The organism is Arthrobacter sp. PL16, from assembly GCF_035985055.1.
Classification (GTDB): domain Bacteria; phylum Actinomycetota; class Actinomycetes; order Actinomycetales; family Micrococcaceae; genus Arthrobacter_D; species Arthrobacter_D cheniae.
Window position 1 is genome coordinate 92,788 of the sequence record NZ_JAXCIC010000004.1, and the last position, 24,665, is coordinate 117,452.

At 68.7% G+C, this 24,665-nt stretch carries 23 protein-coding genes and 1 riboswitch; of the genes, 4 read left to right on the top strand and 19 right to left on the bottom strand.

The features are described 5' to 3' along the window. Positions 1-46 precede the first annotated feature (46 nt). The 5 genes from trpC to hisI all read right to left on the bottom strand — a co-directional run bounded on the left by trpC (position 47) and on the right by hisI (position 4,065). Positions 47-874 (bottom strand): indole-3-glycerol phosphate synthase TrpC, encoded by an 828-nt coding sequence (gene trpC / locus RCH21_RS09880; protein ID WP_326964228.1) that lies wholly within the window; start codon positions 872-874, stop codon positions 47-49. Beyond that, on the bottom strand, positions 875-1,123 hold the full coding sequence (locus RCH21_RS09885; protein WP_235830708.1) for an HGxxPAAW family protein: 249 nt from the start codon (positions 1,121-1,123) through the stop codon (positions 875-877). 122 nt (positions 1,124-1,245) lie between these two features. Continuing rightward, entirely contained in the window at positions 1,246-2,022 is a 777-nt protein-coding gene (locus RCH21_RS09890; RefSeq protein ID WP_326964229.1) for a Trp biosynthesis-associated membrane protein, read from the bottom strand. After that, positions 2,019-3,572 (bottom strand): anthranilate synthase component I, encoded by a 1,554-nt coding sequence (locus RCH21_RS09895; RefSeq protein ID WP_326964230.1) that lies wholly within the window; start codon positions 3,570-3,572, stop codon positions 2,019-2,021. Before RCH21_RS09895 ends, RCH21_RS09890 begins: the two co-directional genes overlap by 4 nt. Positions 3,573-3,576: 4 nt before the next feature. Continuing rightward, positions 3,577-4,065: a phosphoribosyl-AMP cyclohydrolase gene (gene hisI, locus RCH21_RS09900; RefSeq protein WP_326964231.1), complete on the bottom strand. Its 489-nt coding sequence runs from the start codon at positions 4,063-4,065 to the stop codon at positions 3,577-3,579. Between the two features lie 79 nt (positions 4,066-4,144). Here hisI and RCH21_RS09905 point away from each other — a divergent pair, with 79 nt between their 5' ends. Continuing rightward, positions 4,145-4,789, top strand: a complete 645-nt coding sequence (locus RCH21_RS09905; RefSeq protein ID WP_326964232.1) for a TIGR03085 family metal-binding protein — start codon at positions 4,145-4,147, stop codon at positions 4,787-4,789. Between the two features lie 15 nt (positions 4,790-4,804). Here RCH21_RS09905 and hisF read toward each other — a convergent pair whose 3' ends face one another. The 9 genes from hisF to aspS form a co-directional block, all read right to left on the bottom strand. Next, entirely contained in the window at positions 4,805-5,575 is a 771-nt protein-coding gene (gene hisF / locus RCH21_RS09910; RefSeq protein ID WP_326964233.1) for an imidazole glycerol phosphate synthase subunit HisF, read from the bottom strand. 12 nt (positions 5,576-5,587) lie between these two features. Beyond that, positions 5,588-6,433, bottom strand: coding sequence for an ATP phosphoribosyltransferase (gene hisG, locus RCH21_RS09915; RefSeq protein WP_120149050.1), 846 nt, complete (start codon positions 6,431-6,433; stop codon positions 5,588-5,590). A 67-nt stretch (positions 6,434-6,500) separates the two neighbouring features. Further along, on the bottom strand, positions 6,501-6,764 hold the full coding sequence (locus RCH21_RS09920) for a phosphoribosyl-ATP diphosphatase (protein ID WP_120149051.1): 264 nt from the start codon (positions 6,762-6,764) through the stop codon (positions 6,501-6,503). A gap of 71 nt (positions 6,765-6,835) precedes the next feature. After that, entirely contained in the window at positions 6,836-7,321 is a 486-nt protein-coding gene (ribH, locus tag RCH21_RS09925; RefSeq protein WP_326964234.1) for a 6,7-dimethyl-8-ribityllumazine synthase, read from the bottom strand. Positions 7,322-7,373: 52 nt separating this feature from the next. Then, positions 7,374-8,072, bottom strand: coding sequence for a 3,4-dihydroxy-2-butanone-4-phosphate synthase (ribB, locus tag RCH21_RS09930; protein WP_326964235.1), 699 nt, complete (start codon positions 8,070-8,072; stop codon positions 7,374-7,376). After that, positions 8,069-8,749: a riboflavin synthase gene (locus RCH21_RS09935; RefSeq protein ID WP_326964236.1), complete on the bottom strand. Its 681-nt coding sequence runs from the start codon at positions 8,747-8,749 to the stop codon at positions 8,069-8,071. The genes ribB and RCH21_RS09935 overlap by 4 nt, the downstream gene beginning before the upstream one ends. A 64-nt stretch (positions 8,750-8,813) precedes the next feature. Continuing rightward, a complete protein-coding gene (gene ribD / locus RCH21_RS09940) occupies positions 8,814-9,872 on the bottom strand; it encodes a bifunctional diaminohydroxyphosphoribosylaminopyrimidine deaminase/5-amino-6-(5-phosphoribosylamino)uracil reductase RibD (protein ID WP_326964237.1) in 1,059 nt (352 codons plus the stop codon). Continuing rightward, on the bottom strand, positions 9,869-10,552 hold the full coding sequence (gene pnuC, locus RCH21_RS09945) for a nicotinamide riboside transporter PnuC (protein WP_120149055.1): 684 nt from the start codon (positions 10,550-10,552) through the stop codon (positions 9,869-9,871). Before pnuC ends, ribD begins: the two co-directional genes overlap by 4 nt. A 111-nt stretch (positions 10,553-10,663) precedes the next feature. Beyond that, a riboswitch (FMN riboswitch) is annotated at positions 10,664-10,804 on the bottom strand. A 156-nt stretch (positions 10,805-10,960) separates the two neighbouring features. Further along, on the bottom strand, positions 10,961-12,727 hold the full coding sequence (gene aspS, locus RCH21_RS09950; protein ID WP_120149056.1) for an aspartate--tRNA ligase: 1,767 nt from the start codon (positions 12,725-12,727) through the stop codon (positions 10,961-10,963). Positions 12,728-12,926: 199 nt separating this feature from the next. Between aspS and RCH21_RS09955 the strand changes: the two genes are divergently transcribed. Further along, a complete protein-coding gene (locus RCH21_RS09955; RefSeq protein ID WP_326964238.1) occupies positions 12,927-14,189 on the top strand; it encodes an APC family permease in 1,263 nt (420 codons plus the stop codon). 89 nt (positions 14,190-14,278) lie between these two features. On the opposite strand, the gene hisS is transcribed toward RCH21_RS09955, so the two are convergent. Continuing rightward, positions 14,279-15,607: a histidine--tRNA ligase gene (gene hisS, locus RCH21_RS09960; protein WP_326964239.1), complete on the bottom strand. Its 1,329-nt coding sequence runs from the start codon at positions 15,605-15,607 to the stop codon at positions 14,279-14,281. 359 nt (positions 15,608-15,966) lie between these two features. Between hisS and RCH21_RS09965 the strand changes: the two genes are divergently transcribed. Both RCH21_RS09965 and RCH21_RS09970 read left to right on the top strand, forming a co-directional pair. Then, a complete protein-coding gene (locus RCH21_RS09965) occupies positions 15,967-17,814 on the top strand; it encodes a DUF349 domain-containing protein (protein ID WP_326964240.1) in 1,848 nt (615 codons plus the stop codon). A 128-nt stretch (positions 17,815-17,942) separates the two neighbouring features. Then, complete coding sequence (locus RCH21_RS09970) at positions 17,943-18,593, top strand: hypothetical protein (RefSeq protein WP_326964241.1); 651 nt, start codon at positions 17,943-17,945, stop codon at positions 18,591-18,593. Positions 18,594-18,643: 50 nt separating this feature from the next. On the opposite strand, the gene RCH21_RS09975 is transcribed toward RCH21_RS09970, so the two are convergent. The 4 genes from RCH21_RS09975 to yajC all read right to left on the bottom strand — a co-directional run bounded on the left by RCH21_RS09975 (position 18,644) and on the right by yajC (position 24,661). Continuing rightward, on the bottom strand, positions 18,644-21,061 hold the full coding sequence (locus RCH21_RS09975) for a RelA/SpoT family protein (RefSeq protein WP_326964242.1): 2,418 nt from the start codon (positions 21,059-21,061) through the stop codon (positions 18,644-18,646). A gap of 173 nt (positions 21,062-21,234) precedes the next feature. Further along, positions 21,235-22,233 (bottom strand): protein translocase subunit SecF, encoded by a 999-nt coding sequence (gene secF, locus RCH21_RS09980; protein ID WP_326964243.1) that lies wholly within the window; start codon positions 22,231-22,233, stop codon positions 21,235-21,237. Beyond that, entirely contained in the window at positions 22,230-23,990 is a 1,761-nt protein-coding gene (gene secD / locus RCH21_RS09985; protein ID WP_326964244.1) for a protein translocase subunit SecD, read from the bottom strand. Before secD ends, secF begins: the two co-directional genes overlap by 4 nt. An 83-nt stretch (positions 23,991-24,073) precedes the next feature. Beyond that, complete coding sequence (gene yajC / locus RCH21_RS09990) at positions 24,074-24,661, bottom strand: preprotein translocase subunit YajC (RefSeq protein ID WP_326964245.1); 588 nt, start codon at positions 24,659-24,661, stop codon at positions 24,074-24,076. Between the last annotated feature and the right edge of the window lie 4 nt (positions 24,662-24,665).

The following is a 24,665-nucleotide window of genomic DNA, read 5'->3' on the forward strand; positions in this document are numbered from 1 at the left end:
GGTGCCGGTCTCGAGGCTTCGGCCGTGGGGCCGACGTCGCGGCGCGTCAGCTGCGCGCCGACATGCCCGACTCCTGCCAGGCCGTGCGGCCCGCGCGCCTGAACTCGTCGATCGTCGCTGCGGGGTCGCTGTGGCGGACGAGGGCCTCGCCGACGAGGACGGCGTGCGCGCCGCTTCCCGCGTAGTCCGCGACGTCGGCCGCGTCACGCACGCCCGATTCGGCGATGATGACCGTACCTGCGGGGATCAGGTGGGCAAGGCCGGCGAAGACATCGCGATCGATGTCGAGGGTCTTCAGGTTCCGCACGTTGACGCCGATGATGGAGGCCTCGGCTGCTACCGCGCGCCGCACTTCCTCCTCCGTGTGGGTCTCGACGATCGCCTTCATCCCGAGCTCGTGGGTCAGGGCGAGGAAGGAGGCCAGGTCCGCGTCGGAGAGTGCTGCGACGATCAGCAGGACGACGTCGGCGCCGTGCGCACGGGCTTCCCAGATCTGGTACTCGTCCACCGTGAAGTCCTTGCGGAGCACGGGCAGGGCCACCGCCGCACGGACGGCGTCGAGATCGGAGAGCGATCCGCCGAAGCGCCGCTCCTCGGTCAGGACGGAGATGACCGCAGCGCCCCCGCGTTCATAGGCGGCGGCGAGGGCCGCGGGATCGGCGATATCGGCCAGCGCCCCCTTCGAGGGACTGCTCCTCTTCACCTCGGCGATGACGGCGAGGTCACCACCCCGACCTCCGCCGAGGGCCGCGAAGGCATCCTTCGGGGTAGGTGCGCTGGAGGCGGCCGTCCGGACCTTCTCGAGGGGCAGTGCACGTCGACGCTCCGCGAGGTCCTCGCGGACGCCCTCGATGATGTCGTCGAGGACGGTCACCTAGTGGCCGTTGTTCTTGAGCTTGGAGCCGCCGACGCCGTAGCCGATCTTCCGGAGGACGAACCCGACAGCCAGCCCGACGAACATCACGGCGATCCCGATCCAGAAGAGCAGGGTACCGAAGTCGTGATTACCCTCGGTGCTGGCGAAGACGTAGGCGAAGGAGGCGACGGCGGCACCGGCCAGCATGATCAGGACGCAGGTCCACGCCGCGGGGCTGTTGCCGTGCCCGATTGTCTCGTCACCCATCTGGGCGTGGGTCGCGGGCGTGTTGCGGGTCGCGGAGGCGCGGGTCTCGGATGCCATGGGAAATCTCCTTCGAATGGGTCTTGTTCCATTCTGCCATTGATGGGGCGGCCCGACTGAATGGTTCAGCGCGTCGGGTCGTTGCCGCGTGAGAGCTCGTCCCAGCTGTCGATCTCGTCGGCGTGCGCGCTCGTCCGGTTCCTGCCGGAGCCCGACGGCGGCGTCGACGTGGCGCCGGTGTCCGTGTCGGCCGTTCCGGTCGGCTCTGCGGCGGCGTCGGTATCCTCGTCGGCTCCTGTCGGCACGACACCGGGAGCGACATCACCGGTAGAGGGCGACGGAGCACCGGGCTGCGGATCACCGGCGACGGCGGGCACCGCTCGGGACGCTCCGGCGTCGTACCGCCGGTTCACGCCCCAGGTTCGGCCGGCGAGGACGACCCAGGCGGCAGCAAGGACGAGCAGCACTCCGGCGACCACGGCGAGCCACGGGAGGGCGCTGGCAGTCGCGTCCGCGCCGGCGAGGCCGCTCACGCCGATCGCCTCACCAATGGCGGGTTCGGCGGCACCGGCGGGATCGAGCGCGACCGAGGCGCTGGACAGGGCGATGCCCACCCCCGACAGAACGAGGATGAACGCGATGATCCACCGGGCCACGCGTCCGGCGATCGAGACTGCGAGGGCGGCAGCGAGTGCGACCAGCGCGAAGGCCGTCACCGGAGTGGACGCATCGCTCCCCGCGATCGTGAGGTCGGGTGTCTGGACGGCCTCCTGCGGCAGGCGCACGGTGAGCCAGGTCTGCGTCGTCGTTCCGAACGCGATGAGCGCCAGGATGACGATGCCCATCACGACGACGCCGCGACGCGTTGACCGGCCCCGCACGGGGTGCTCTGCGGGGCTCATGGGGCGTCCACCGTGACGGGCCGGAGTGCAGCGGCCGTCAGCGCCGCCCGAAGGGGGGCCGCCGCCTTGTTGACGGTCTCGAGGGCCTCGGTCTCGAGGACCGAGTCCGCGACGATACCTCCGCCGGACTGCACGTAGGCCTTGCCGTCACGGAGCAGCGCGGACCGGATGGCGATCGCCATGTCCATGTCTCCCGCGAAGTCGAGGTAGCCCACCACACCGCCGTAGATGCCGCGGCGGTGCGGTTCCACCTCGTCGATGATACGCAGCGCCCGGGGTTTCGGTGCACCGGACAGCGTGCCGGCAGGGAACGTAGCGGCAAGGACGTCATAGGCGCTCTTCGAGGCGGCGAGACGTCCGACGACGGTGGAGACGAGGTGCATGATGTGGCTGAACTTCTCCACCTCCATGAACTGGGTGACGTCGACGCTTCCCGGGACACAGACCTTGGAGAGGTCGTTCCGGGCGAGGTCGACGAGCATGAGGTGCTCCGCCTTCTCCTTGGTATCCGCCCGGAGCTCGACGGCGAGGTCCCGGTCCTCCTCGGTCGTCCTGCCGCGGGGTCGGGACCCCGCGATCGGGTGCGTGATGACCTCGTCACCCGTGACGGTCACGAGGGCTTCGGGTGAGCTGCCGACGATCGAGTAGCCGCGTCCGTCGGCGTCCTCGAGGCTGAACAGGTACATGTAGGGGCTCGGGTTCGTGGTCCGCAGGATGCGGTAGACGTCGAGGGCGGAGGCGTCACACTCGATCTCGAAGCGGCGGCTGATGACCACCTGGAAGACGTCGCCGTCGACGATCGCCCGCTTGCCGCGCTCGATCGCCCTCAGGTAGTCCGGTTCGAACCAGGACTCACGGACCCGGTCCATCGACTCGTCCGCCGTCGGTGCGCCGTCCGCCATGACCGACACGGCCAGTTCAGCCGGTGCCACGAGCTTCGCGAGCATCGCCCTGACGCGGGCGACGGCGTCGTGCCATGCCTCGTCGACCCGCTCGTCGGTGCCGTCGAAATTGATGGCGTTGGCCACGAGCGTGAGCGAGCCCTCCGAGTTGTCGTGGATCGCCAGATCCGAGACGAGGCACATCGCGAGTTCGGGAAGCTGGAGATCGTCCTCGGGTGGACTCGTGAGCCGCTCCCAGTGCCTCACCGCTTCCCAGCCCACGAATCCGACCATGCCGGAGGTGAAGGGCGGCAGTTCCGCGAATCTCTCGGTGCGCAGCGCCTCGACGGTGAGGCGCAGCGCCTCCACGGGGTTACCGGTGAGGGGGACGCCGGCGGGAGGCTCACCGAGCCAGTGCGCCTCGCCGTTGCGCGTGGTCAGGGTGGCCCGCGAGCGGGAGCCGATGAAGGAGTAGCGGGACCAGACGCCGCCGACGGCCGCGGACTCCATCAGGAACGTCCCGGGCTGGCCGGCCGCGAGCTTGCGGTAGATCCCGATCGGAGTATGGGCGTCGGCGAGGACTTTCAGGTGCACGGGCACCACGCGGCGGGCCTTGGCCAGCTCACGGAAGTCCTCGAGGGTGGGGCTGATGGTGCCGAGCTGCTGCATGGGGTCAGAGTCCTTCTGCGTCGGAACGGCCGGCTGTCACGGCGGGCAGGGCGCGTCCGTCGAAGCACGTCCGTGTGCCCGTATGGCAGGCCGGGCCTTCCTGGTCAACGGTGACGAGCAGGGCATCGCCGTCGCAGTCGAGGGCCACGGCCCTGACCCACTGCCGGTGGCCGGAGGTATCGCCCTTGCGCCAGTACTCCGAGCGCGACCGGGAGTAGAACGTGACGCGTCCGGTGCTGAGGGTGCGTCGCAGGGCTTCCTCGTCCATCCAGCCGAGCATGAGCACCTCGAGGGTGTCGTACTGCTGCACGACGGCGGCCACGAGACCGGCGTCGTCCTTCTTGAGGGCCGCGGCGATGTCCGGGTCGAGGGCGGCGTGCGGAGCTGCCCGACCCTCGCCTGCCGCCGCAAGAGGGCTGTCCGCGGCGGCGCTCGCAGGGCTGTCCGCAGCTGGGGCCGCGGCTGTGTGGGGGGAGGACGTGGTGGAAGGCATCACCCTGATTCTAGTGGCGTCCCCCGGTAGCGCGGCGCGCCTGCCTCCGCCCGGGCGCGACATGCTACTTTCAGCTGTGATGCACTACGTAACCCCGTCCCGCGAGGTCCTGGCCGAGACGCTCCTGGCAGCCGGCCCTGACGCCCCCACCCTGTGTGAGGGGTGGCAGAGCCGCGACCTCGCCGCGCATCTCTACCTACGGGAGCACAAGCCGGCCCTCGGCCTCGGCATGGTGTTCAAGAAGTTCGCGCCGGTGACCGAACGGGCGACGAAGGAGACCGGGGAACGCGCAGCCTCGCCCGCTGGATACGAAGCCCTGGTCAACCGGTTCCTGGCGGGACCTCCCGCACTCTCCCCGATGCGTGTCAACTCCATCGACAAGAGCGCCAACCTCATCGAGTACTTCGTCCACACGGAGGACGTACGACGGGCGACGACGCGCTGGGCCCCCCGTGCGCTCGACGAGGACTACGCGAACGCCCTATGGAAGGAACTGGTCAAGCGCGCGGCGATCCTCTACCGCGGGGTGGATCTCGGCATCGTGCTCGTCCGGCCGGACGGGCCGAGGCATGTCGCCAAGCGGGCGCTGGTCTCCGTCGCCATCGTCGGTGATCCCGGCGAACTGCTCATGCACGCCCATGGCCGACGCCGGCAGGCCCTGGTGACCTTCGAGGGCCAGCCGGACGCCGTCGCCCTGCTCGAGAGCGCCGACGTCGGACTCTGAGGCCCGGTCCTCGTATCAGCGGACGGGGAAACCGGCCTCGCGGATCGCGGCCTTCACCTGGGCGATCGCGTCCACCGGTCCGAAGTGGAACACGGACGCCGCCAGTACGGCATCCGCTCCGGCCTCGACCGCGGGAGGGAAGTGCTCCGGCTTGCCGGCACCTCCCGAGGCGATCAGCGGCACTCCCACAGCAGCTCGCACGGCGCGGATGAGCTCGAGGTCGAACCCCTCCTTCGTGCCGTCCGCGTCGATGGAATTCAGCAGGATCTCCCCGACGCCGCGGTCGGCGGCCTCCCTCGCCCACGCGACGGCGTCGATCCCCGTCCCCTTGCGGCCGCCATAGGTGGTCACCTCGAAACCCGACGGCGTGCTGGCGTCCCGCGTGCGGCGCGCATCGAGGGACAGCACGAGCACCTGGGCGCCGAAGTGCCGCGTGATCTCGTCGATGACCGATGGGCGCGCTACGGCCGCCGTGTTGATCGAGGCCTTGTCCGCACCGAAGCGCAGGAGGCGGTCGACGTCGGAGATCTCGCGGACTCCACCGCCCACGGTCAGCGGGATGAAGACCTCCTCCGCCGTGCGCGAGACGACGTCGAAGGTGGTCTCGCGGTTGCCGGACGACGCCGTGACGTCGAGGAACGTGAGCTCGTCGGCACCTGCGCGGTCGTAGCGGTGCGCGAGCTCCACCGGGTCACCGGCGTCGCGCAGATCCTCGAAGTTGACTCCCTTGACCACGCGGCCGGCGTCGACGTCGAGGCAGGGGATGACGCGGACTGCGACGGTCATGCCTACCCTCCCCTAGATCCGGCAGGCGTGGATGGTGCTGACGAGGATGGCGCGTGCGCCGAGCTCGTACAGCTCGTCCATGATGCGGTTGGTCTGGTTGCGCTTGACCATCGACCGGACGGCGACCCAGTCGGAATCGCGCAGCGGTGACACGGTCGGGGATTCGAGCCCGGGCGTCAGGGCTGCAGCGGCGTCGATGAGGTCCTTGCGGACGTCGTAGTCCATCATCACGTACTGGCGTGCTACCAGGACTCCCTGCAGGCGGCGCAGCAGGACGTCGAGGCCGGCGGGCGCCTCCACGCCGGCGCGTCCGATCAGGACGGCCTCGCTCTGCAGGATGGGCTCGCCGAAGATCTCCATGCCGGCTGCACGCAGCGTGTTGCCGGTCTCGACGACGTCGGCGATCGCATCCGCGACCCCGAGGCGCACCGAGGACTCGACGGCGCCGTCGAGCCTGACCACGGCGGCCGTGATGCCGCGCTCGGACAGGTAGTCGTTCAGCAGACCCTCGTAGCTCGTGGCGAGGCGCTTGCCCTCGAGCTGCTCCAGGGTCGAGAAGTCACCGACGGGCCCGGCGAAGCGGAAGGTGGAGGCGCCGAAGCCGAGCTGCATGAGTTCCGCGGCTTTCACCTGCGCGTCGAGGAAGAGGTCACGGCCGGTAATGCCGACGTCGAGCGTTCCCGACCCGACGTACACGGCGATGTCGCGGGGACGCAGGAAGAAGAACTCGATCTCGTTCTCCGGATCGACGAGGACGAGTTCGCGGGGGTCACGGCGCTGGCGGTAGCCGGCCTCGCCGAGCATGGACGAGGCGGCCTCGGAGAGGGCGCCCTTGTTCGGGACTGCGACACGGAGCATGGAAGGGAGACTTTCGCTGGAGGAGGGTTGGAACGGGCAGGGGCCGCGGGCGGGAACGCCGGCGCGGCTACAGATGCCTGTAGACGTCCTCCAGCGTGAGTCCCTTGGCAATCATGAGCACCTGCAGGTGATAGAGCAGCTGCGAGATCTCCTCGGCGGCCTCCTCCGTGGACTCGTACTCAGCCGCCATCCAGACCTCCGCGGCCTCCTCGACGACTTTCTTGCCGATGCCGTGCACTCCTGAGTCGAGCTCCGCGACGGTCCGCGAACCCGCTGGGCGCTCGGCAGCCTTGGCGCTGAGTTCCTCGAAGAGGGAATCAAAGGTTTTCACACTCCCTAGGCTATCGGCTCGTGGAGTCGTCCCGGCACGCACGGAGACCCCTGTGGCGTCCGGCTCGGTGCTCACTGCTGCCACGACCGGAGGACGGACGCCGTGGCCAGCGCCGCCGACACGGCCTCGTGCCCCTTGTCCTCCGAGGACCCGGGCAGGCCGGCACGGTCGAGTCCCTGCTGCTCGGTGTCGCAGGTCAGCACGCCGAAACCGACGGGGACACCCGTGCGGACACTCACGTCGGTGAGGCCCGATGTCGCCGCCTGGCAGACGTACTCGAAGTGCGGCGTACCCCCGCGGATGACGACGCCGAGGGCCGCGACGGCGTCGAACCGCGGTGCCACGCGCGCGGCGGCGACGGGGAGTTCGAAGCTGCCGGGGACCCGGATCTCGGTCACCTCGGCGCCGGCTTCCGCTGCCGCGCGCCGGGCGCCGTCCAGCAGGCCGTCCATGATCTGCGTGTGCCAGCTCGCGGCGATGATCGCAAGGCGGAGGGGCGCGCCTGCCTCGGTGGTGAGTCCGCTGATGTCGATGGTGGGTGCTCCGTGGCCGCTCATGGTTCTCCTTCTGAAGATGCTGCTGGGTGGTGGGAAGTGCTCATCGCCGGTCTCAGGCCTCCAGCCGGTCCTGCTGGTCGGTGGCAGCGGATTCCGCGTCACGGGCCCGCAGGAAGACGACAAGGTCCTCGATGGAGACGAGGGGAATCCGGTGGTCGTCGGCGAAGCGCCGGAGTGCGGGCAGGCGCATCATGTCGCCGTCGTCGTGCACAAGTTCCGCGATCACGGCCGCGGGCCGCTTGCCCGCCAGGACGCTGAGTTCGACACCGGCCTCGGTGTGGCCGGGGCGCTGGCGGACCCCGCCGGGGGCAGCACGCAGCGGGAAGACATGACCGGGCCGTGTGAGGTCCGCGGGCACGCTCGAGGCATCAGCCAGGACGCGGGCCGTCCGCGCACGGTCCGCGGCGCTGATACCCGTGCTGACGCCTACGGCTGCGTCGCAGGACACCGTGTAGGCCGTGCCTTTCGAGTCCTCGTTCACCGCGGTCATGGGCGGGAGGAGGAGCCGGTCGGCGTCGACGGACTGCAGCGGCACGCACAGCACGCCGGAGGACCAGCGCACGGTCCAGCCGACGAGTTCCCTCGTCGCGTCCTCGGCGGCGAAGACGATGTCCCCCTCGTTCTCGCGGTCCTCGTCATCCACGACGACGACCGCGCGCCCCGCGGCGATGGCCGACACCGCGTCGGCGATGGGGTCGAGGCGGATTGGCCCGGCGGGAACGCGCGGGGTGGCACCCGGGATCTCGGTCACTGCGCTCCTCCGGTGACTCCGACGACTCCGGTGTCTCCGGTGGCGTCCTGGCGTCGTGCATCCGCGGCGGCGAAGCCGAGGAGGCGCTCGGCGTATTTCGCGAGGACGTCCATCTCGAGGTTGACCGGATCGCCGAGGGCTTTCGCGCCGAGTCCGGTCTCCTTCAGCGTCGTCGGGATGAGGCCTACCTCGAACCACTGATCCTTCTCCTCAGGGGCGCTAACCGCGGTAACCGTCAGCGAGACGCCGTCGATCGCGACGGAACCCTTCTCCGCGGCATAGCGGCCGAGCTTCGCCGGCAGGCCGAAGCGGAGGCGGTGCCACGCGCCGAGGTCCTCGCGCTCGAGCAGCACGCCGATCCCGTCCACGTGCCCCTGGACGACGTGTCCGTCGAGGCGCCCGCCGGCTGGGACGCACCGCTCGAGGTTGACGGGCGCGCCGGCCTGCAGGGCGCCCGTGGTGGTGCGGCGGAGCGTCTCGCCCATGACGTCGACGCCGACGCGCCCGCCGTCGAGCGTGACCGCCGTCAGGCAGACGCCATTGACGGCGATCGATGCTCCGGGGGCGAGGTCCCTGCCCGTCTCCGGCGCCTCGAAGACGAGGAGGGCACTTTCGCCGTCGGGCGTGACGTCGAGTGAGACCACGCTGCCCTGCTCGGACACGATTCCTGTGAACACGGGTACTTCCTTCGGGTGGGGCTTGCTCCCGGTGGGGGCGGGAGCGCGATGGGTGGGTGGACGGTCAGGTCCGGGCTGCGCTCGGAGGACGCAGGTGCAGGCGCACGTCCGCGCCGAACTGCCGGACGCCGGGACCGCCGGCGTCGTCGAGCATCCAGCGGGCGGCGTCGGCAAGGGATCCGACACCGAGGTCGGGGTAGGCGGGGGCACCGTCGCCGAGCATGAGGGGGGCCACGTAGCTGAAGAGCTCATCGACGACGCCGGCTCGGAGGAAAGCCGAGGCGATACGCGGTCCGCCCTCGACCAGGAGGTGGCGCACTCCCCTGCCGTACAGCTCGTCGAGCGCCTCGCCCACCTCGTGTGTGGGCAGGTGGAGAAAGCCCTCACCCCGGACCGCGGCGTCGTCGGGCACCGGCGTTCTGCCCATGACCGCCCGCAGGCCCGGTGCCGCTGTAACCCCGGCGCCGTCGGCATCCCGCGCGGTGAGGCGCGGATCGTCGGCCCGGACAGTACCGCTGCCGACCAGGACCGCGTCGGCGAGGCCGCGGAGCCGGTGCCCGTCGGCTCGGGCCTCCGGTCCGGTGATCCACTGGCTGGTGCCGTCCACCGCCGCGACTCGCCCGTCGAGGGATTGGGCGGACTTCAGTGTGATGAAGGGACGGCCGGCGGCGAGGGCCGTGCTCCAGCGCTCGTTGAGTTCGAGTGACGCGGCCGCCTCCAGCCCGCCGACGCAGTCGATACCAGCGGCGCGTAACCGCTGCGCACCGCCGGCTGCGGCACCGTTGACGTCGTCGGCCGCGTGGACCACGCGGGCCATTCCAGCCTCGATCAGGGCTTCGCTGCACGGGCCGGTGCGTCCGGTGTGGTTGCAGGGCTCCAGCGTCACGACCATGGTGGCACCGCGGGGGTCGTTCCCGCGCTCACGGGCATCGGCGAGGGCGGCGGGTTCGGCGTGCGGCGTTCCCGCGCCCCGATGGTAGCCCTCACCGAGGACTCTCCCATCGACCCCGAGGACGACGGCGCCGACGAGTGGATTCGCGCCCCGGACGCCCCGAGCTGCGAGAAGGAGGGCGCGCTGCATGGCCGCGGACTCCGCGGGGGTGGCTTCGGTCGTGGTGCTCATCGGAGGGTGGGATCCGGCAGGAGTGTCTCGATGCTCGGCTTGGCCGATCGCTGCGCCCGTGCCCAGACGAAGAAACCCACCAGCGTGAATGCGCCGTAGAACACGTACATGAAGGCGCTGGCGTAGTAGCCGGCGCTGAAGAGCAGGGGAACGCCGACGATGTCGACGGCGACCCAGACGAGCCAGAACTCGACCCAGCCCTTGGCCATACCGTAGGTGGCCAGCAGGGATCCGACGAAGGTCCAGGCATCCGCCCAGACGGGCTCGTAGGACCCCAGGACGCGGAAGAGCGGAGTGAGGGCGAAGGTACCCACGACCAGGAAGGCCACCATGCCGAAGCGGGCCCTGGTACCGGCCCACTGCGGTGTCACGGCCTGGCCGCCGCGGTGGCGGCTCGCCTGCCACTGGCGCCAGCCGTACACCGAGACGGCGATGAACATCACCTGGCGGGCGGCCTGCCCGAGCAGGTTGGCCGCACTCGCGGCACCGAAGACGGAACCGAGGAAGACCGTCAGGAGCAGGAGGTTGCCGACGATGCCGACCGGCCAGGCCCAGACGCGACGACGCATGCCGCCGAGGGCGCTGAGGAGGCCGAAGACGTTGCCCACTACTTCACGGAGCAGGAGGGAACCGTTGCCTACGGGAATGCGGGCCTCGAAGAGCCACTGCAGAAAGTCCATGCCTATCCTTCGCCGATACGACGGCTCCGGGCAAGGGCAGCAGGGTGGTACTGCCGTGGACGTACCACGGCGGGGCCGATGCCCGTCAGGCGGGCAGCGGTCATCCTGCTGTTCGTGCTTCTCCCATCCAGACTTTAACTGTCGGTCCCGGAATTCCACCGGCTCAACCGCCGTCGTCCCGCGGGTGCGGAACAAATGCGGGTCGCGGACTATCACCGCCGGTTCGGACTTACACCGACCCCGGAGCACGTACTCCGACGAGTATTTCACAGCGGCCCCCTGCTCGACGTCGGAGCGTCACAATTCGTCCGACAGCGATCAGGCCTGCACCACCGACGCGGAAAGGACGGGACACCCGTGGGTGTCCCGTCCTTTCGTCGATCGTCAGAGCCCTCGTCGGGAGACGGGTCAGGCTTCGGCCTTCGGCTTGAAGTCGACGCCTGCTTCCTTGCGCTGCTGGGCCGTGATCGGTGCCGGCGCCGCCGTGAGCGGGTCGTAGCCGCCGCCGGACTTCGGGAACGCGATGACGTCGCGAATGGAGTCCGTGCCCGCTAGGAGCGACACCACACGGTCCCATCCGAGCGCGATGCCGCCGTGCGGTGGTGCGCCGTACTTGAAGCCCTCGAGCAGGAACCCGAACTTCTCCTGGGCTTCCTCGGCGCCGAGGCCCATGACTGCGAACACGCGCTCCTGCACGTCCCTCTGATGGATGCGGATGGAACCGCCACCGAGTTCGTTGCCGTTGCAGACGATGTCGTACGCGTAGGCGAGCGCGTTCTCGGGGTCCGTGTCGAAGGTGTCGAGGAACTCGGGCTTCGGGGAGGTGAAGGCGTGGTGGACGGCAGTCCAGGCGCCACCGCCGACAGCGACGTCACCCGCCGCGACCGCAGCGGACGCGGGCTCGAACATGGGAGCATCGACGACCCACACGAAGGCCCAGTCACCATCCTTGATGAGTCCCGTGCGCCGGCCGATCTCGACACGGGCGGCGCCGAGGATGGCACGCGACGACGTCCTGTCACCTGCCGCGAAGAAGATGCAGTCGCCCGGGGCTGCACCGACAGCCGACGCCAGGCCGTTCCGCTCGGTATCCGTCAGGTTCTTCGCGACGGGGCCGCGGAGGCTGCCGTCGTCGTCGATCAGGACGTAGGCGAGACCCTTCGCGCCACGCTGCTTGGCCCACTCCTGCCAGGCATCGAGCTGGCGGCGGGGCTGCGACGCGCCGCCGGGCATGACGACGGCGCCGACGTAGGGCGCCTTGAACACGCCGAAGCCGGTGTCCTTGAAGAACCCGGTGAGTTCGGTCAGCTCGAGCCCGAAACGAAGGTCGGGCTTGTCGGACCCGTACTTCGCCATGGCGTCCGCGTAGGTCATCCGACGGATCGGCAGGGGGATCTCGACGTCGATCAGCTTCCACAGCGCGCTGACAAGCTGCTCGCCGAGCGCGATGATGTCGTCCTCCTCGACGAAGCTCGCCTCGATGTCGAGCTGCGTGAACTCGGGCTGGCGGTCGGCACGGAAGTCCTCGTCGCGGTAACAGCGGGCCAGCTGGTAGTACTTCTCGAACCCGCCGACCTGCAGGAGCTGCTTGAACAGCTGCGGTGACTGCGGCAGCGCATACCAGGAGCCGGGAGCCAGGCGTGCCGGGACCAGGAAGTCACGGGCGCCCTCGGGCGTGGAGCGGGTCAGCGTGGGGGTCTCGATCTCGACGAAGCCGTCCTGGTGCAGCAGCTCCCGGGCAATACGGCTGGCCTCCGAACGCAGCCGCAGGTTCGCCTGGGGACCCGGCCGGCGGAGGTCGAGGTAGCGATGGCGTAGCCGCGCTTCCTCACCGACCTCCACGTGCTCGTCGATCTGGAAGGGCAGGGGATCCGACGTGTTGAGGATGGTCACGGTGTCCGCGATGACCTCGACCGAACCCGTGGGCAGGGCCGGGTTCTCGTTGCCCTCGGGTCGCTGCTGGACCGTGCCGATGATCTGCAGGACGTATTCGTTACGAAGGCCGGCAAACACGTCCTCCTCGCGCACGACGACCTGGGCGAAGCCCGAGGCGTCCCGAAGGTCGAGGAAAGCCACCCCGCCGTGATCGCGGCGGCGGGCTACCCAGCCCGCCAGGGTGACCGATTGTCCTACGTGCTCGGGCCGAAGGGAGCCGAGTTCATGCGTGCGGAGCACAGCATTCCTTCCCACAGATGTGTCAGATGAGTCGCAGGCGAGCGGCGCCTGCCTAGAGTTGGTCCAAACCCGGCCAACTTTACCGGTCCCCGTCCGGCCACCCCGACAGCCGGGACACCCGGGACAGCCGGCAGAGGTAGCCGTCGGCCCTGCTCCTCCTGCTCGTCCGTCCCCGTGCTTCCCGATCCCGAGGAGAACCATGTCCCATCAGCCCCGACTCCGCCGAGCGATGGGACGGGTGGACGCCACCATGGTCGGCGTCGGCGCGATGATCGGAGCGGGCGCCTTCGTGGTCTTCGCACCGGCCGCAGCAGCCGCCGGACACCTCCTGCCGCTGGCGGTCGTGATCGCAGGGTTCGTCGCCTATTGCAATGCCTCCGCGACTGCCTCGCTGGCTATCCGTTACCCCTCGAGCGGCGGTACCTACGTCTACGGCCGCGAGCAGTTGGGCCATTGGCCGGGATTCCTCGCCGGCTGGGGCTTCATCACGGGAAAGCTGGCGTCCTGCGCCGCGATGGCGCTGACGTTCGGCCTCTACGCCGCCCCCGGTGCCGAGAAAGCAGCCGCGGTGGCCGCCGTTGCGGGCCTCACCATCGTCAACCTGTTCGGCGTCACCCGGACTGCTCTGGCGACCCGGGTGATCGTCTCGCTGGTGGTGCCCGTCCTCGCCTTCGTGATCGTCGTCGCGTTCTCCGCACCCGCGGACCAGGGCGAGGCCGTCGCGGCTCAGGTCGGCGCCGGCGGCGTCTTCCAGGCCGCGGGCCTGATGTTCTTCGCCTTCGCCGGCTACGCCCGCATCGCGACCATGGGCGAGGAGGTCCGCGATCCACGCCGCACCATCCCGGTCGCCGTCTTCGGCGCCCTCGGCTTCACGCTGCTGCTGTACGTGCTGCTGGCCCTCTCGCTCCTCCACGCTCTCGGGCCCGCCGGACTCGCCGGGAGTACGGCACCCCTGCGGGATGCCATCGACGCGGCGGTCCCCGGAGAGGGCTCCACCGGTCGCGGCGGAGCAGTCGTCACCATCGCCGCCGCGCTCGCCTGTCTCGGCGCACTGCTCGCGCTCATCGCGGGGGTGGGCCGGACGAGCCTCGCCATGGCCCGCGGGCGCGACCTCCCGCGAGTGCTGACCCGCATCTCCACCCGCTACTCCGTGCCCTGGGTCGCGGATCTCGCAACAGCCGTCGTCGTCGCCGTCCTCCTGCTCACCACGGATGTCCTGACCGTCGTGGGCTTCTCGAGCTTCGGCGTGCTGCTCTACTACGCCATCGCCAACATCGCGGCCTTCACGCTCGCCGAGCGGCAGTGGTACGCACCGCGCTGGCTCAACGCTGTCGGCGCCGTCGCCTGCCTCGTCCTCGCCTTCACCCTGCCGGCGACGTCGGTGCTCACCATGACGGCCGTGCTCGCCGTCGGACTGATCGCGCGCGCGATCGTGCTCGCGGGGCGCAGGAGACGGGCCTGAACAGGATGACGGGCCCCGCAGTCCTACCCGGTCGTCCCCCTCCGGCAACGGGGCGACGACGCGGCGGCTCCAGCCGTCCGCGCGCCGCGTCAGGCGGTGGTCACGACCGGGTGCAGATCCTCGGCCGGAGGGCTCCACGACGCAGGATCGGCCGCCTCCTGGTCACCGGACCGGATGTCCTTCACCTCGTGCGAGCCGTCCTGCGCGGTGAACCACACGAAGGGGATGCCGCGGCGGTCCGCGAACTTGATCTGCTTGCCGAACTTCTCGGCGCTCGCCGCGACCTCCGCCGGGATACCACGGCCCCGCAGCGCAGAGGCGACGTCCTGCGCCTGCGACCACGACTCGTCGTCGGCGAGCGTCACGAGGACCGCGGTGGGGACGGAGCGGGACACAGTGGCGAATCCCTGGCTGAGGATGCGCGAGACGATACGCGTGACGCCGATGGACAGACCGACGCCCGGAAACGTGCGGTTGCCCTTGCGTGCCAGGGCGTCGTACCGGCCGCCGGAACAGATGGAGCCGAGGCCCTCGTGCCCGTTGAGCACGGTCTCGTAGACGGTGCCCGTGTAGTAGTCGAGTCCCCGGGCGATGCTGAGGTCCGCGACCACGCGGCCCGGAGCCCGGCGGGCGGCCTCGCCCACCACCTGGCGGAGTTCCTCAAGGCCCTCCTCGAGCAGGTCGTTGGTGACGCCGAGAGCCCGGACACGCTCGACGAAGGAGGTGTCGGGCGTGCGGATCCCCGCGAGGTCGAGCGCGAGACGGACCTGGTGATCGTCGGCGCCGACCTCGTCACGCAGGAGCAGTCCCACCTTCTCCGCGCCGATCTTCTCCAGCTTGTCGATGCTGCGGAGGACCGCCGCGGTGTCCTCGAGGCCGATCCCCCGGTAGAAACCCTCGGCCAGCTTGCGGTTGTTGACGCGAAGGGTGAAGTCCGGAATCGGGAGGGCGCCCAGTGCCTCGACGACGGCGAGTGCGAGTTCGACGTCGTACCTGAAGGGCAGGACGCCGTCGCCCACGACGTCGATGTCGGCCTGCGTGAACTCGCGCGCACGGCCCTCCTGCGGGCGCTCACCGCGCCAGCATTTCTGGATCTGGAACCGGCGGAAGGGGAAAGCCAGGTATCCCGCGTTCTCGACGACGTACCGCGCGAAGGGCACGGTGAGGTCGTAGTGGAGCGCGAGGCCACTCTCGGAGGCCGATGCCTCGTCGGCCTGCAGCCGCGAGACGGCGTACACCTCCTTGTCGATCTCGCCCTTGCGGAGGAGGTGATCCACGGTCTCGACTGCACGCGTCTCGATGCTGGAGAAGCCGTGCAACTCGAACGTGCGCTGCAGCACCCCGAGGACGTGCAACTCGATCAGGCGCTCTTCCGGGAGCCACTCCGGAAAGCCGGACAGTGATGCCTTACGGGCCATGGTGTAGTTCTCCTCCTGCACGGGTTTCCGGTCGTCGCTCCCCCGTGGGTCAGCGGTCCGGTTCTGCGGCCTCAATCCTAGGTGCCCTGTATCGCTCGGGGGAAAAGGGGCAGGCTCGGGACGCAGGTCGCACTGCGTCCCGCTGCAATCCCGCGCCGCAAAGGGGATGAAAGGCAATGGGTAAAGTAGCCTCAGGGGCAGGTTTCGCGTTGTTCCGGCAATCGGCGGGGTGCTGAAGAGGGTTGTCCATCAGGCTTCTCCACCGCGACCCGACCAGCCGGACCGATAGACTCCTAAGCCCTGCATGAAATGGCCCCGGCGTTGCTCATGGCCATCCGACGAGCGAAAGACTTCTAGCGGTGACAGAGAGTCAGCAATCCGACGAAACGACCATCGGCCACGACACGCAGCTTGATGCTGGTGCAGGCGATGGCACCCCCACCGAGACGTCCGCAGCCACCGGCTCCGACGACGTGAACGGCACCTCCGCGGATACGGTCGCCGATCCGGCGTCTGCTCCGGCAGCCGACTCCGCAGGTGAAGCCGATGTGACGGCAGCGGACGCCGCAGGAACCCCGGAAGCGGAAGCCTCGGCGTCCGACGTCGTCGAGCCAGCCACGGCCGACGCCGGCCCTGGGTCGGCGGACGATGCGTCCGGTGACGTCACTGATGACGTCGCCGATGCGGCGCCCGATGCAGCAGGCGACACAGCGGCCGACACCGCTTCTGCGGATGCGGCCGACCCGGCAACCGACACCGCGACCGACACCGCCCTCGGTGACGCGGCAGGTGCTCCCGAGGAGCCGTCCGTGCCCCTCGCCGCACAGCCCGCTCCGCTGAGTCCCGCGTCTCCGCGCCTGGATGCGCCCAAGCCGCCACTTCCCACGGCCATGGCTCCGCGACCGTTGAAGAAGCCGACGCAGCCCGTCGCAGCACCGCCCGCGTACAGCACTTCGCTCGAGGAAGCCGGCAGGTTCGCGCGAGTCGAGGACGACGGCCACGTCTTCCTAATCGTCGACGGCGCCGAGCACCCCGTCGGCCAGTACCCCGACGCGACGCGTGACGAGGCCCTCGGCTACTTCGTGCGCAAGTACGACGACGTCGTCAGCCAGGTGGCGCTGCTCGAGCAGCGCGTCGTGGCCAAGGCGCCGTCGTCGGACATGACCAAGACGGCCAAACACCTACGGGCCCAGGTCGGCGAACGCAAGATGGTCGGCGATGTCCTCGCCCTGGAAGCTCGGATAGATGCGCTCCTCGAGGCGATCAGCGGCATCGAGAAGGCCGAACGCGCCGTGCAGGACGAGCTGAAGGCGAAGGAGCTCGCTGCCCGCGAAGCCATCGTCGCCGAGGCCGAGGAGCTCGCGGGGCGCGACCCCTCCACCGTGCAGTGGAAGGCCAGCAGCACCCGGATGAATGAGCTGTTCGAGCTGTGGAAGGCAGCCCAGAAGAACGGGCCCCGCCTCGGTCGTGGGACGGAGGATGCCCTGTGGAAGCGCTTCCGGTCCGCCCGAACCATCTTCGACCGCCACCGCCGCGCCTACTTCTCGCAGCTCGACAATGACAACGCCGAGGCCAAGCAGTCCAAGGAATCGCTGATCAAGCGCGCCGAGCAGCTCTCCGAGTCGACCGACTGGGGCCAGACTGCAGCTGAGTACCGGCGCCTGATGGACGAGTGGAAGGCGTCCAAGCGTGCAAGCCGCAAGGACGACGATGCACTGTGGGCCCGGTTCAGGGCTGCGCAGGACCGCTTCTTCGAGGCACGTAAAGCCGCGAACGAGGCGGTCGACGACGAATACGCAGAAAACCTCGTGGCCAAGGAAGCCCTGCTCAAGGAAGCCAAGGCGATCCTGCCGATCAGGGACCTGGCCGCCGCGAAGAAGGCGCTCCAGTCCGTCCGTGACCGCTGGGACGAGGCAGGCAAGGTCCCCCGCGCCGACATGGGCCGGATCGACGCCGGACTCCGTCAGGTCGAAGACGCCATCAAGGCCGCCGACGACGAGAACTGGACGAAGACCAACCCCGAGACGAAGGCGCGGACCAACAGCGCCCTGAGCCAGCTCGAGGCGACGATCGCCCAGCTCAAGGAGGACCTCGCCGACGCGGAGCGTGCGGGCAATGCCAAGAAGATCGCCACCGCGAAGGAGGCCCTGGCCGCCCGCGAGCAGTGGCTCCAGATGCTGCAGAAATCGGCGCAGGACTTCTCCTAGCACCCCGCATTCGGCATCCGGCATCCGGCATCCGGCTGATGCAATAGCACCGCCGGCCCTCCGGCACCGTTGTCCACAACGGTGCCGGAGGGCTTTTGCATACCGCGCATACTCGCGATGCTGGAGGAATGTGTCCCCTCGATAGCGCCGCCGTCGCAGCACCACCCGAACGGCACCTCGGTGCGGGCGCGCACCCGGTCACGTCCACGGGTGGTGCGCTCTTCCACGCCGGGGACATCTTCACCTCGGCGGAGTTGCAGGCCATGCGCCTCGACGGTCTGGTGCGCCTCGTCATCGGTGACTCCTACCTTCGCAGCGACTTCCGGGAGGATGCGGCAACGAGGTCGCAGGCGGCGGCACGCAGCGTCCCGCACTCCCTGCGTCCCCGAGTAGCCCTGGGACGCTCGTGCGCTGCCTGGATCTACGGGTGCGCGCCTCCCCCGGCCCTGATCAGCCTCGTGACCGATCATCGGCGCCGGACGACTGCACTGCCGCCCTTCACCCGCGCGGTCATGCACCAGGTCGCACTGGGGCCGTTCGACGTCAATCTGGTGGGCGGGGTGTCGGTGACGACGCCGCTTCGGACTGCCCTCGACATCGCCGTGCATGGCGAGGACCGTGACGCCGCACTCATCCTGCGAGCCATCGGCAGGTCGGCGGAGCTCGACTGCCCGCTACGCCTCGTGGAGGCCGCCCTCGTCAACACGTCCCGGGTGCCGGGGAAGACCCGCGCCCTGACCCGGCTTCGCGAGGCCCAGAAGGACACTGCCGGTGAGTAAGGACCCCGGGAGGGCGGAGGGTCCGCGTCCAGTGCCGTGCGGCAGAGAGGTCAGGGGCGCCGCTGGGAACCCGTGGTCCGGTATACGTCGAAGACGCCGTCGATGCGCCGCACAGCGCTCAGGATGTGGTTCAGGTACTTGGGGTCGCCCATCTCGAAGGCGAAGCGGGACACCGCCACGCGATCGGAGGACGTATTCACGTTCGCCGCGAGGATGTTCACGTGGTTCTCAGCGAGCAGGCTCGTGACGTCCGAGAGCAGGCTCTTCCGGTCGAGTGCCTCGACCTGAATCTCCACCAGGAACACACTCGACTGCGTCGGCGCCCATTCCACAGGGACTATCCGGTCCGGCTGGTCTCGCAGCTCCTCGACGTTCCGGCAGTCGCTCCTGTGCACCGAGACGCCGGAGCCACGGGTGACGAATCCGATGATGGGATCCGGCGGGACCGGCGTGCAGCACCGGGCCAGCTTGACCCATACGTCCCCGACGCCGCGTACCGTGACACCGGAGTCGGAGAATTTGGGACGCCGGGGCTGCGTGGCGACCGCCGTCTCCGCGATCTTGTCCTCGGCGCCCTCGTGGCCGCCCATCAGCGCCACGAGATGCTCGATCACGTTCTGGGCCGAGGTGTGCCCGTCGCCGACGGCGGCATACAGGGCCGTGATGTCCTGATGGCGCAGTTCCTCTGCCACCGACATCATCGCGCTGTGCGTCATCATGCGCTGCAGCGGCAGGTTCTGCTTGCGCATTGCCCGCGTCAGCAGTTCCTTGCCCTTGTCCACCGCCTCCTCACGGCGTTCCTTCGTGAACCACTGACGGATCTTGTTGCGGGCGCGGGGACTCTTGACGAACCCTTGCCAGTCCTGGCTCGGGCCGGCGCCCTCGGCCTTGGAAGTGAAGATCTCCACCCAGTCGCCATGGCTGAGTTCGCTGTTGAGGGGGACGAGCTTCCCGTTGACGCGGGCACCGATGGTGCGGTGCCCCACCTCGGTATGGACTGCGTAGGCGTAGTCCACCGGCGTGGATCCGGCGGGCAGCGCCATGACCTCACCCTTCGGCGTGAAGACGAACACCTCGCGGGCATTGATCTCGAACCGGAGGGAGTCCAGGAACTCGTTCGGATCCGACGTCTCCTGCTGCCAGTCGACGAGGCTCCGGAGCCAGCCCATGTCGCCGTTCTCGGATGTGTCGAGTTGCCTGCCGCCGTTCTTGTACTTCCAGTGCGCGGCGACGCCGTACTCGGCGCGGCGATGCATGTCATGCGTCCGGATCTGGATCTCGACGGGCTTGCCGCCGGGACCGATCACGGTGGTGTGCAGCGACTGGTACATGTTGAACTTCGGCATCGCGATGTAGTCCTTGAACCGCCCCGGGAGGGGGTTCCACCGCGAGTGCAGCGAACCGAGGGTCGCGTAGCAGTCACGCACGCTATCCACGAGGACGCGCACGCCCATCAGGTCATGGATGTCGTCGAAGTCCTTACCCCGCACGATCATCTTCTGGTAGATGGAGTAGTAGTGCTTGGGGCGTCCCGTGATGGTCGCCTTGATCTTCACTGCGCGGAGGTCTTCCTCGATCTGGTTGCGCACGAGGCCGAGATGCTTCTCCCGCTCCGGGGTCCGGTCCCCCACCATGCGCACGATCTCCTCGTACACCTTGGGGTGCAGTGCTGCGAAGGACAGGTCCTCCAGCTCCCATTTGATGGTGTTCATGCCGAGGCGATGGGCGAGCGGCGCGAAGATCTCGAGGGTCTCGCGCGCTTTCTTCGCAGAGGACGCCGGGGAGACGAAGCGCCAGGTGCGGGCGTTGTGCAGGCGGTCGGCGAGCTTGATGACGAGGACGCGGATGTCCTTGGCCATGGCGACGACCATCTTGCGAACCGTCTCGGCCTGGGCGGCGTCACCGAACGACACCTTGTCGAGCTTCGTCACGCCGTCGACCAGCATGGCGACCTCGGGGCCGAAGTCACGCTTGAGCTCATCGAGAGTGTAGGAGGTGTCTTCCACCGTGTCGTGCAGCAGCGCTGCGGCGAGCGTGGTGCCGGTCATCCCCAGCTCGGCGAGGATCGTGGCGACGGCCACGGGATGCGTGATGTACGGATCGCCGCTCTTGCGCGTCTGGCCCTCGTGGCTCCGCTCCGCCACGAGGTAGGCACGCTGGATGAGGTCGAGGTCTTCCTTCGGGTTGTTCGCCCGGACCGTGCGCAGGAGAGGCTCCAGGACCGGGGAGTAGCCGGACGAACCCCGACCCGTGAGCCGTGCTATTCGCGCCCGTGTTCGGCCTCGCCTGCCCGGGGCCACCTGATCCGCACTCGTCGCGGAAGGGGCTGACGTCGGAGAGGTCGGCTGGACGAGTCCGCGTGAGGGGACAGGACGCGGAGCCTCGGTGGCGGCCGGGCGTGATGCCTCATGAGCTGCGAGTCCCGGGGCATCTCCGGGCCGCACAACGGGATTCACCGCTTCAGCCATTCACAGCCCCTCAATCTCGATCTCGGATCCTTAAAGGACTCAAGATGCCACAGGTAACGCGACAACTCCAAGTCTAGCTGGGCTCGTTACCTCATCAGCCGCAGGTTCCCCGCGGGGAACCTGCGGCTGAAGCGAGGTGAAGCGAAGCCGGCGTGCACTCATCGGCCCGTGGTTCAGGCCGCTGCCGCTTCCACGGAACGCCTGTTCCTGACCTTCTTCTCCTGCTTCTTAATCTCGGGTTCATTGAGCCGCAACGCCGCGTAGAGCGGAGCCGCGATGAAGATGGTGCCGAGCGTGCCCAGGATGATGCCGATGAACAAAGCGAGGGACAGATCCTGAAGCGTCCCCGCACCGAGGAGGAAGGACCCGATGAAGAGGATCGAGGCGACCGGCAGGATCGCCACGACCGAGGTGTTGATGGACCGGACGAGGGTCTGGTTCACGGCCAGGTTGACCTGCTCGGCGAAGGTGCGCTTGGTCGACTTCGTCACGTCCGCCGTGTTCTCCCGGATCTTGTCGAACACCACCACGGTGTCGTACAGGGCGTAGCTCAGGATGGTCAGGAAACCGATGATCGCCGACGGGGTGACCTCGAAGTCGCTCAGCGAATACAGCCCTGCGGTGACGACCATGACCACGACCAGTGCGGCCATCGCGGCGAGTGCCATCTTCCAGGTGCGGAAGTAGATGGCCATCAGGACCGCCGCGAGGATCACGAAGACCCCGAAGCCGATCAGCGCCTGACGGCTGACGTCCTCGCCCCAGGTCGGCCCGACGAAGCTCGACGTCACCTGGTCCTGTCCGACGCCGTACCCGGTGACGAGGTTGTCGCGCACGCTGAGGGTCTGATCGTCCGAGAGCCGCTCCGTCTGGATGCGCATGGTGTCTGCGGCGATGTTGGTGACGCGGGGGACGGCCTCGGGTACGACGTCGGTCACCGCCTTCTCGCCGACGGCGACGTCCGTGTTCTCGGTCGCCGAGACGGTGAATTCGGATCCACCGCGGAAGTCGATCCCGAGGTTGAAGCCACCCTTCACCACCGGGATCAGGATCGAGATCAGCATGGCGACGCCGGCGATCAGGAACCAGAGGTTGCGCTTGGCGACGAAGGGGTAGGAGCGCTTGCCCGAGTACAGCTCGTTGCCGAAAGTGGCGAAGCTTGTGCGGCTCATTCGTTGATCTCTTTCTTGGAAGAACCGGTGCGTTCGACGACGGAGGATCCTGTACGCCCGGCGAGTGCCTTCTGCTGCTCGGCGCGGCGGCGCTCGGCGATGGTGAGGCGTCGATCAGCCTCGGCCGTTGCACCCTTGTTCTTGGTGCGGGCGGCGACGACAGGCTTGTCGCCCGGCTCGCGAACCCGACCGGCCCCGCGATAGAGCGGGATGCCACCGAGCCGTCGGGGGTCCAGACCGGACCACGGGTGCCCTTCGCCGAAGAACTTCGTCTTCGCCAGCAGCCGAAGGACCGGGTGCGTGAAGAGGAAGACCACGATGAGGTCGGCGATGGCGGTCAGGCCCAGTGTGAACGCGAACCCGCGCACGTTGCCCACTGCGACGAAGTACAGGACGAGCGCGGCCAGGAGGTTCACGGCTTTCGACGCGAGCACCGTGCGTTTTGCGCGGCGCCAGCCGTTCTCGACGGCGGAGATGAGCCCGCGCCCGTCGCGCAGCTCGTCACGGATACGTTCGAAGTAGACGATGAACGAGTCGGCCGTCTGGCCGATGGCGACGATCAGCCCTGCTACACCCGCGAGTGAAAGGCGGTAGTTCTCGGTCCAGCCGAGGATGCAGATGGCGAGGTAGGTCAGGATGCCGGCCACGACGAGCGACGCGATCGTCACGAGGCCCAGCAGTCGGTACTGGAACATCGAGTACGCGGCGACCAGCAGGAGCCCGATCAGGCCGGCGATGAGCCCGAGGCGCAACTGGTCCGCACCGAGGGTCGCGGAGATCTGCTGCTCGCTCTGGATCTCGAAGCTGATGGGTAGTGCGCCGTACTTGAGCTGCTCGGCCAGGGCGGCGGCGGATTCCTCGGTGAAGTTTCCGCTGATCTGCGGGTTGCCGTCGGCGATCACAGCGTTGGTGGTCGGCGCGGACACGATCCGCCCGTCCAGCACGATGGCGAACTGATTCCTCGGATCGCCTTCGCCGAGTGCGAAGAGTCGCTCGGTGACCTCGCGGAAGGTCTCTGTGCCTTCATCGTTGAAGTCGATGTTCACGGCCCACGTGTTGAGGGCCTGACCCTGCGGGCTCCGCTGCAGCCCGTAGCTTGCCGTCGAGATGTCGGTACCGGGCACCTCGACGGGGCCGAGGATGTACTTCCCTTGCGTGTCGGGCTCACAGGCGACCATGGGCTGGTCGGCGGGGGCGGTTTCCTCCGAAGGCTCCAGAGCGGCGGGATCGAGGCAGTTCAACGCCTCGAACTCCTTGTACAGCTCGGGGGTGATCCAGTTGGGGTCGCTCGCGTCCTGCGGCTCGGCCGCGGGCTGGGGCAGCTGGTCGTCCGGGGTCGGGGTCTCGGCCGCCGGAGCCTGACCGGGCCCGCCCGCCAGAACCGGACGGAATTCCATCTGCGCCGAGGCCTGGATCAGGTCGCGTGTCTGCGGATCCGGGGTTCCGGGCAGCGACACGATGACGTTCTGGCCGGACTGCGTGTTGATCTCCGCTTCAGCCACACCCGAACCGTCGACGCGCTGGCGGATGATTTCCACGGCCTGATCGAGCTGCTCCGGTGTGATCTCGCTGCCACCTTGTACCCGGGGGGCGAGGATCATCTGCGTGCCGCCCTCCAGGTCGAGGGCGAGGCGGGGGCTCCAGCTCGCGGTACTCCAGTAGGAGCCCACTCCCAGCAGGATCGCGAGCAGTGCTGTCAATGCGCCCAGCCAGACTAATGTCCGCTTGGCTGCCGTCCCGGGACCGGTACGAGGCATGGTGGGTTGTCCTTATGCAATGGCGCGGCTCGTGCGCCGAATTGATCGTGACGGGCCCGGTTGAGTACCGGCCCTACGGAATGCTAGTTGTCCGGGTTCACTTTGGGATCGCGGGCATCACGCGCGTCGCGGTTTTCCCGCACGGCCTGCTCCCGGTTCAACCGTTCGGTGGTCTCCTCATGGCTCTCGCCCAGCGTCGAACCTGTGGTTCCCGCCGCTGTGGCACCGCCTGATGGGGCGCGGTCGGCGCCGTCGATCGAGGAGGCGTCGTCGGGTACCGGAGCGCCGTCGTACGCATCGAGATCGCGCTGAGCTGCCGCGTCATCCCCGGTAGCTTCCGCTCCGTCACCAGCGACGGCGCTCTCCTGCTGGACGACCTTGGACAGGGCCTGCGTGTGCACGGTCGCGAGGTTGCCCGGAGAGAGTTCGAGGACTGCCTTGTTGTTCTCCTGGTCGATCGAGACGATCGTGCCGTAGAGACCGAACTGGGTCATGACCTCGGTACCGGGCTCCATCTGCGTACGCATCTCCTTCACCTGCTTCTGCGACTTACGCTGCCTGCGGAACATGGTGAAGATCAGGAATGCCAATGCCAGCGGCAGCAGCAGCGAGAAGATGTCGAAGGGGGGTGCATCTCCGGAGGCGGTCTGGGCAACTACATGTGCAAGCACTGGA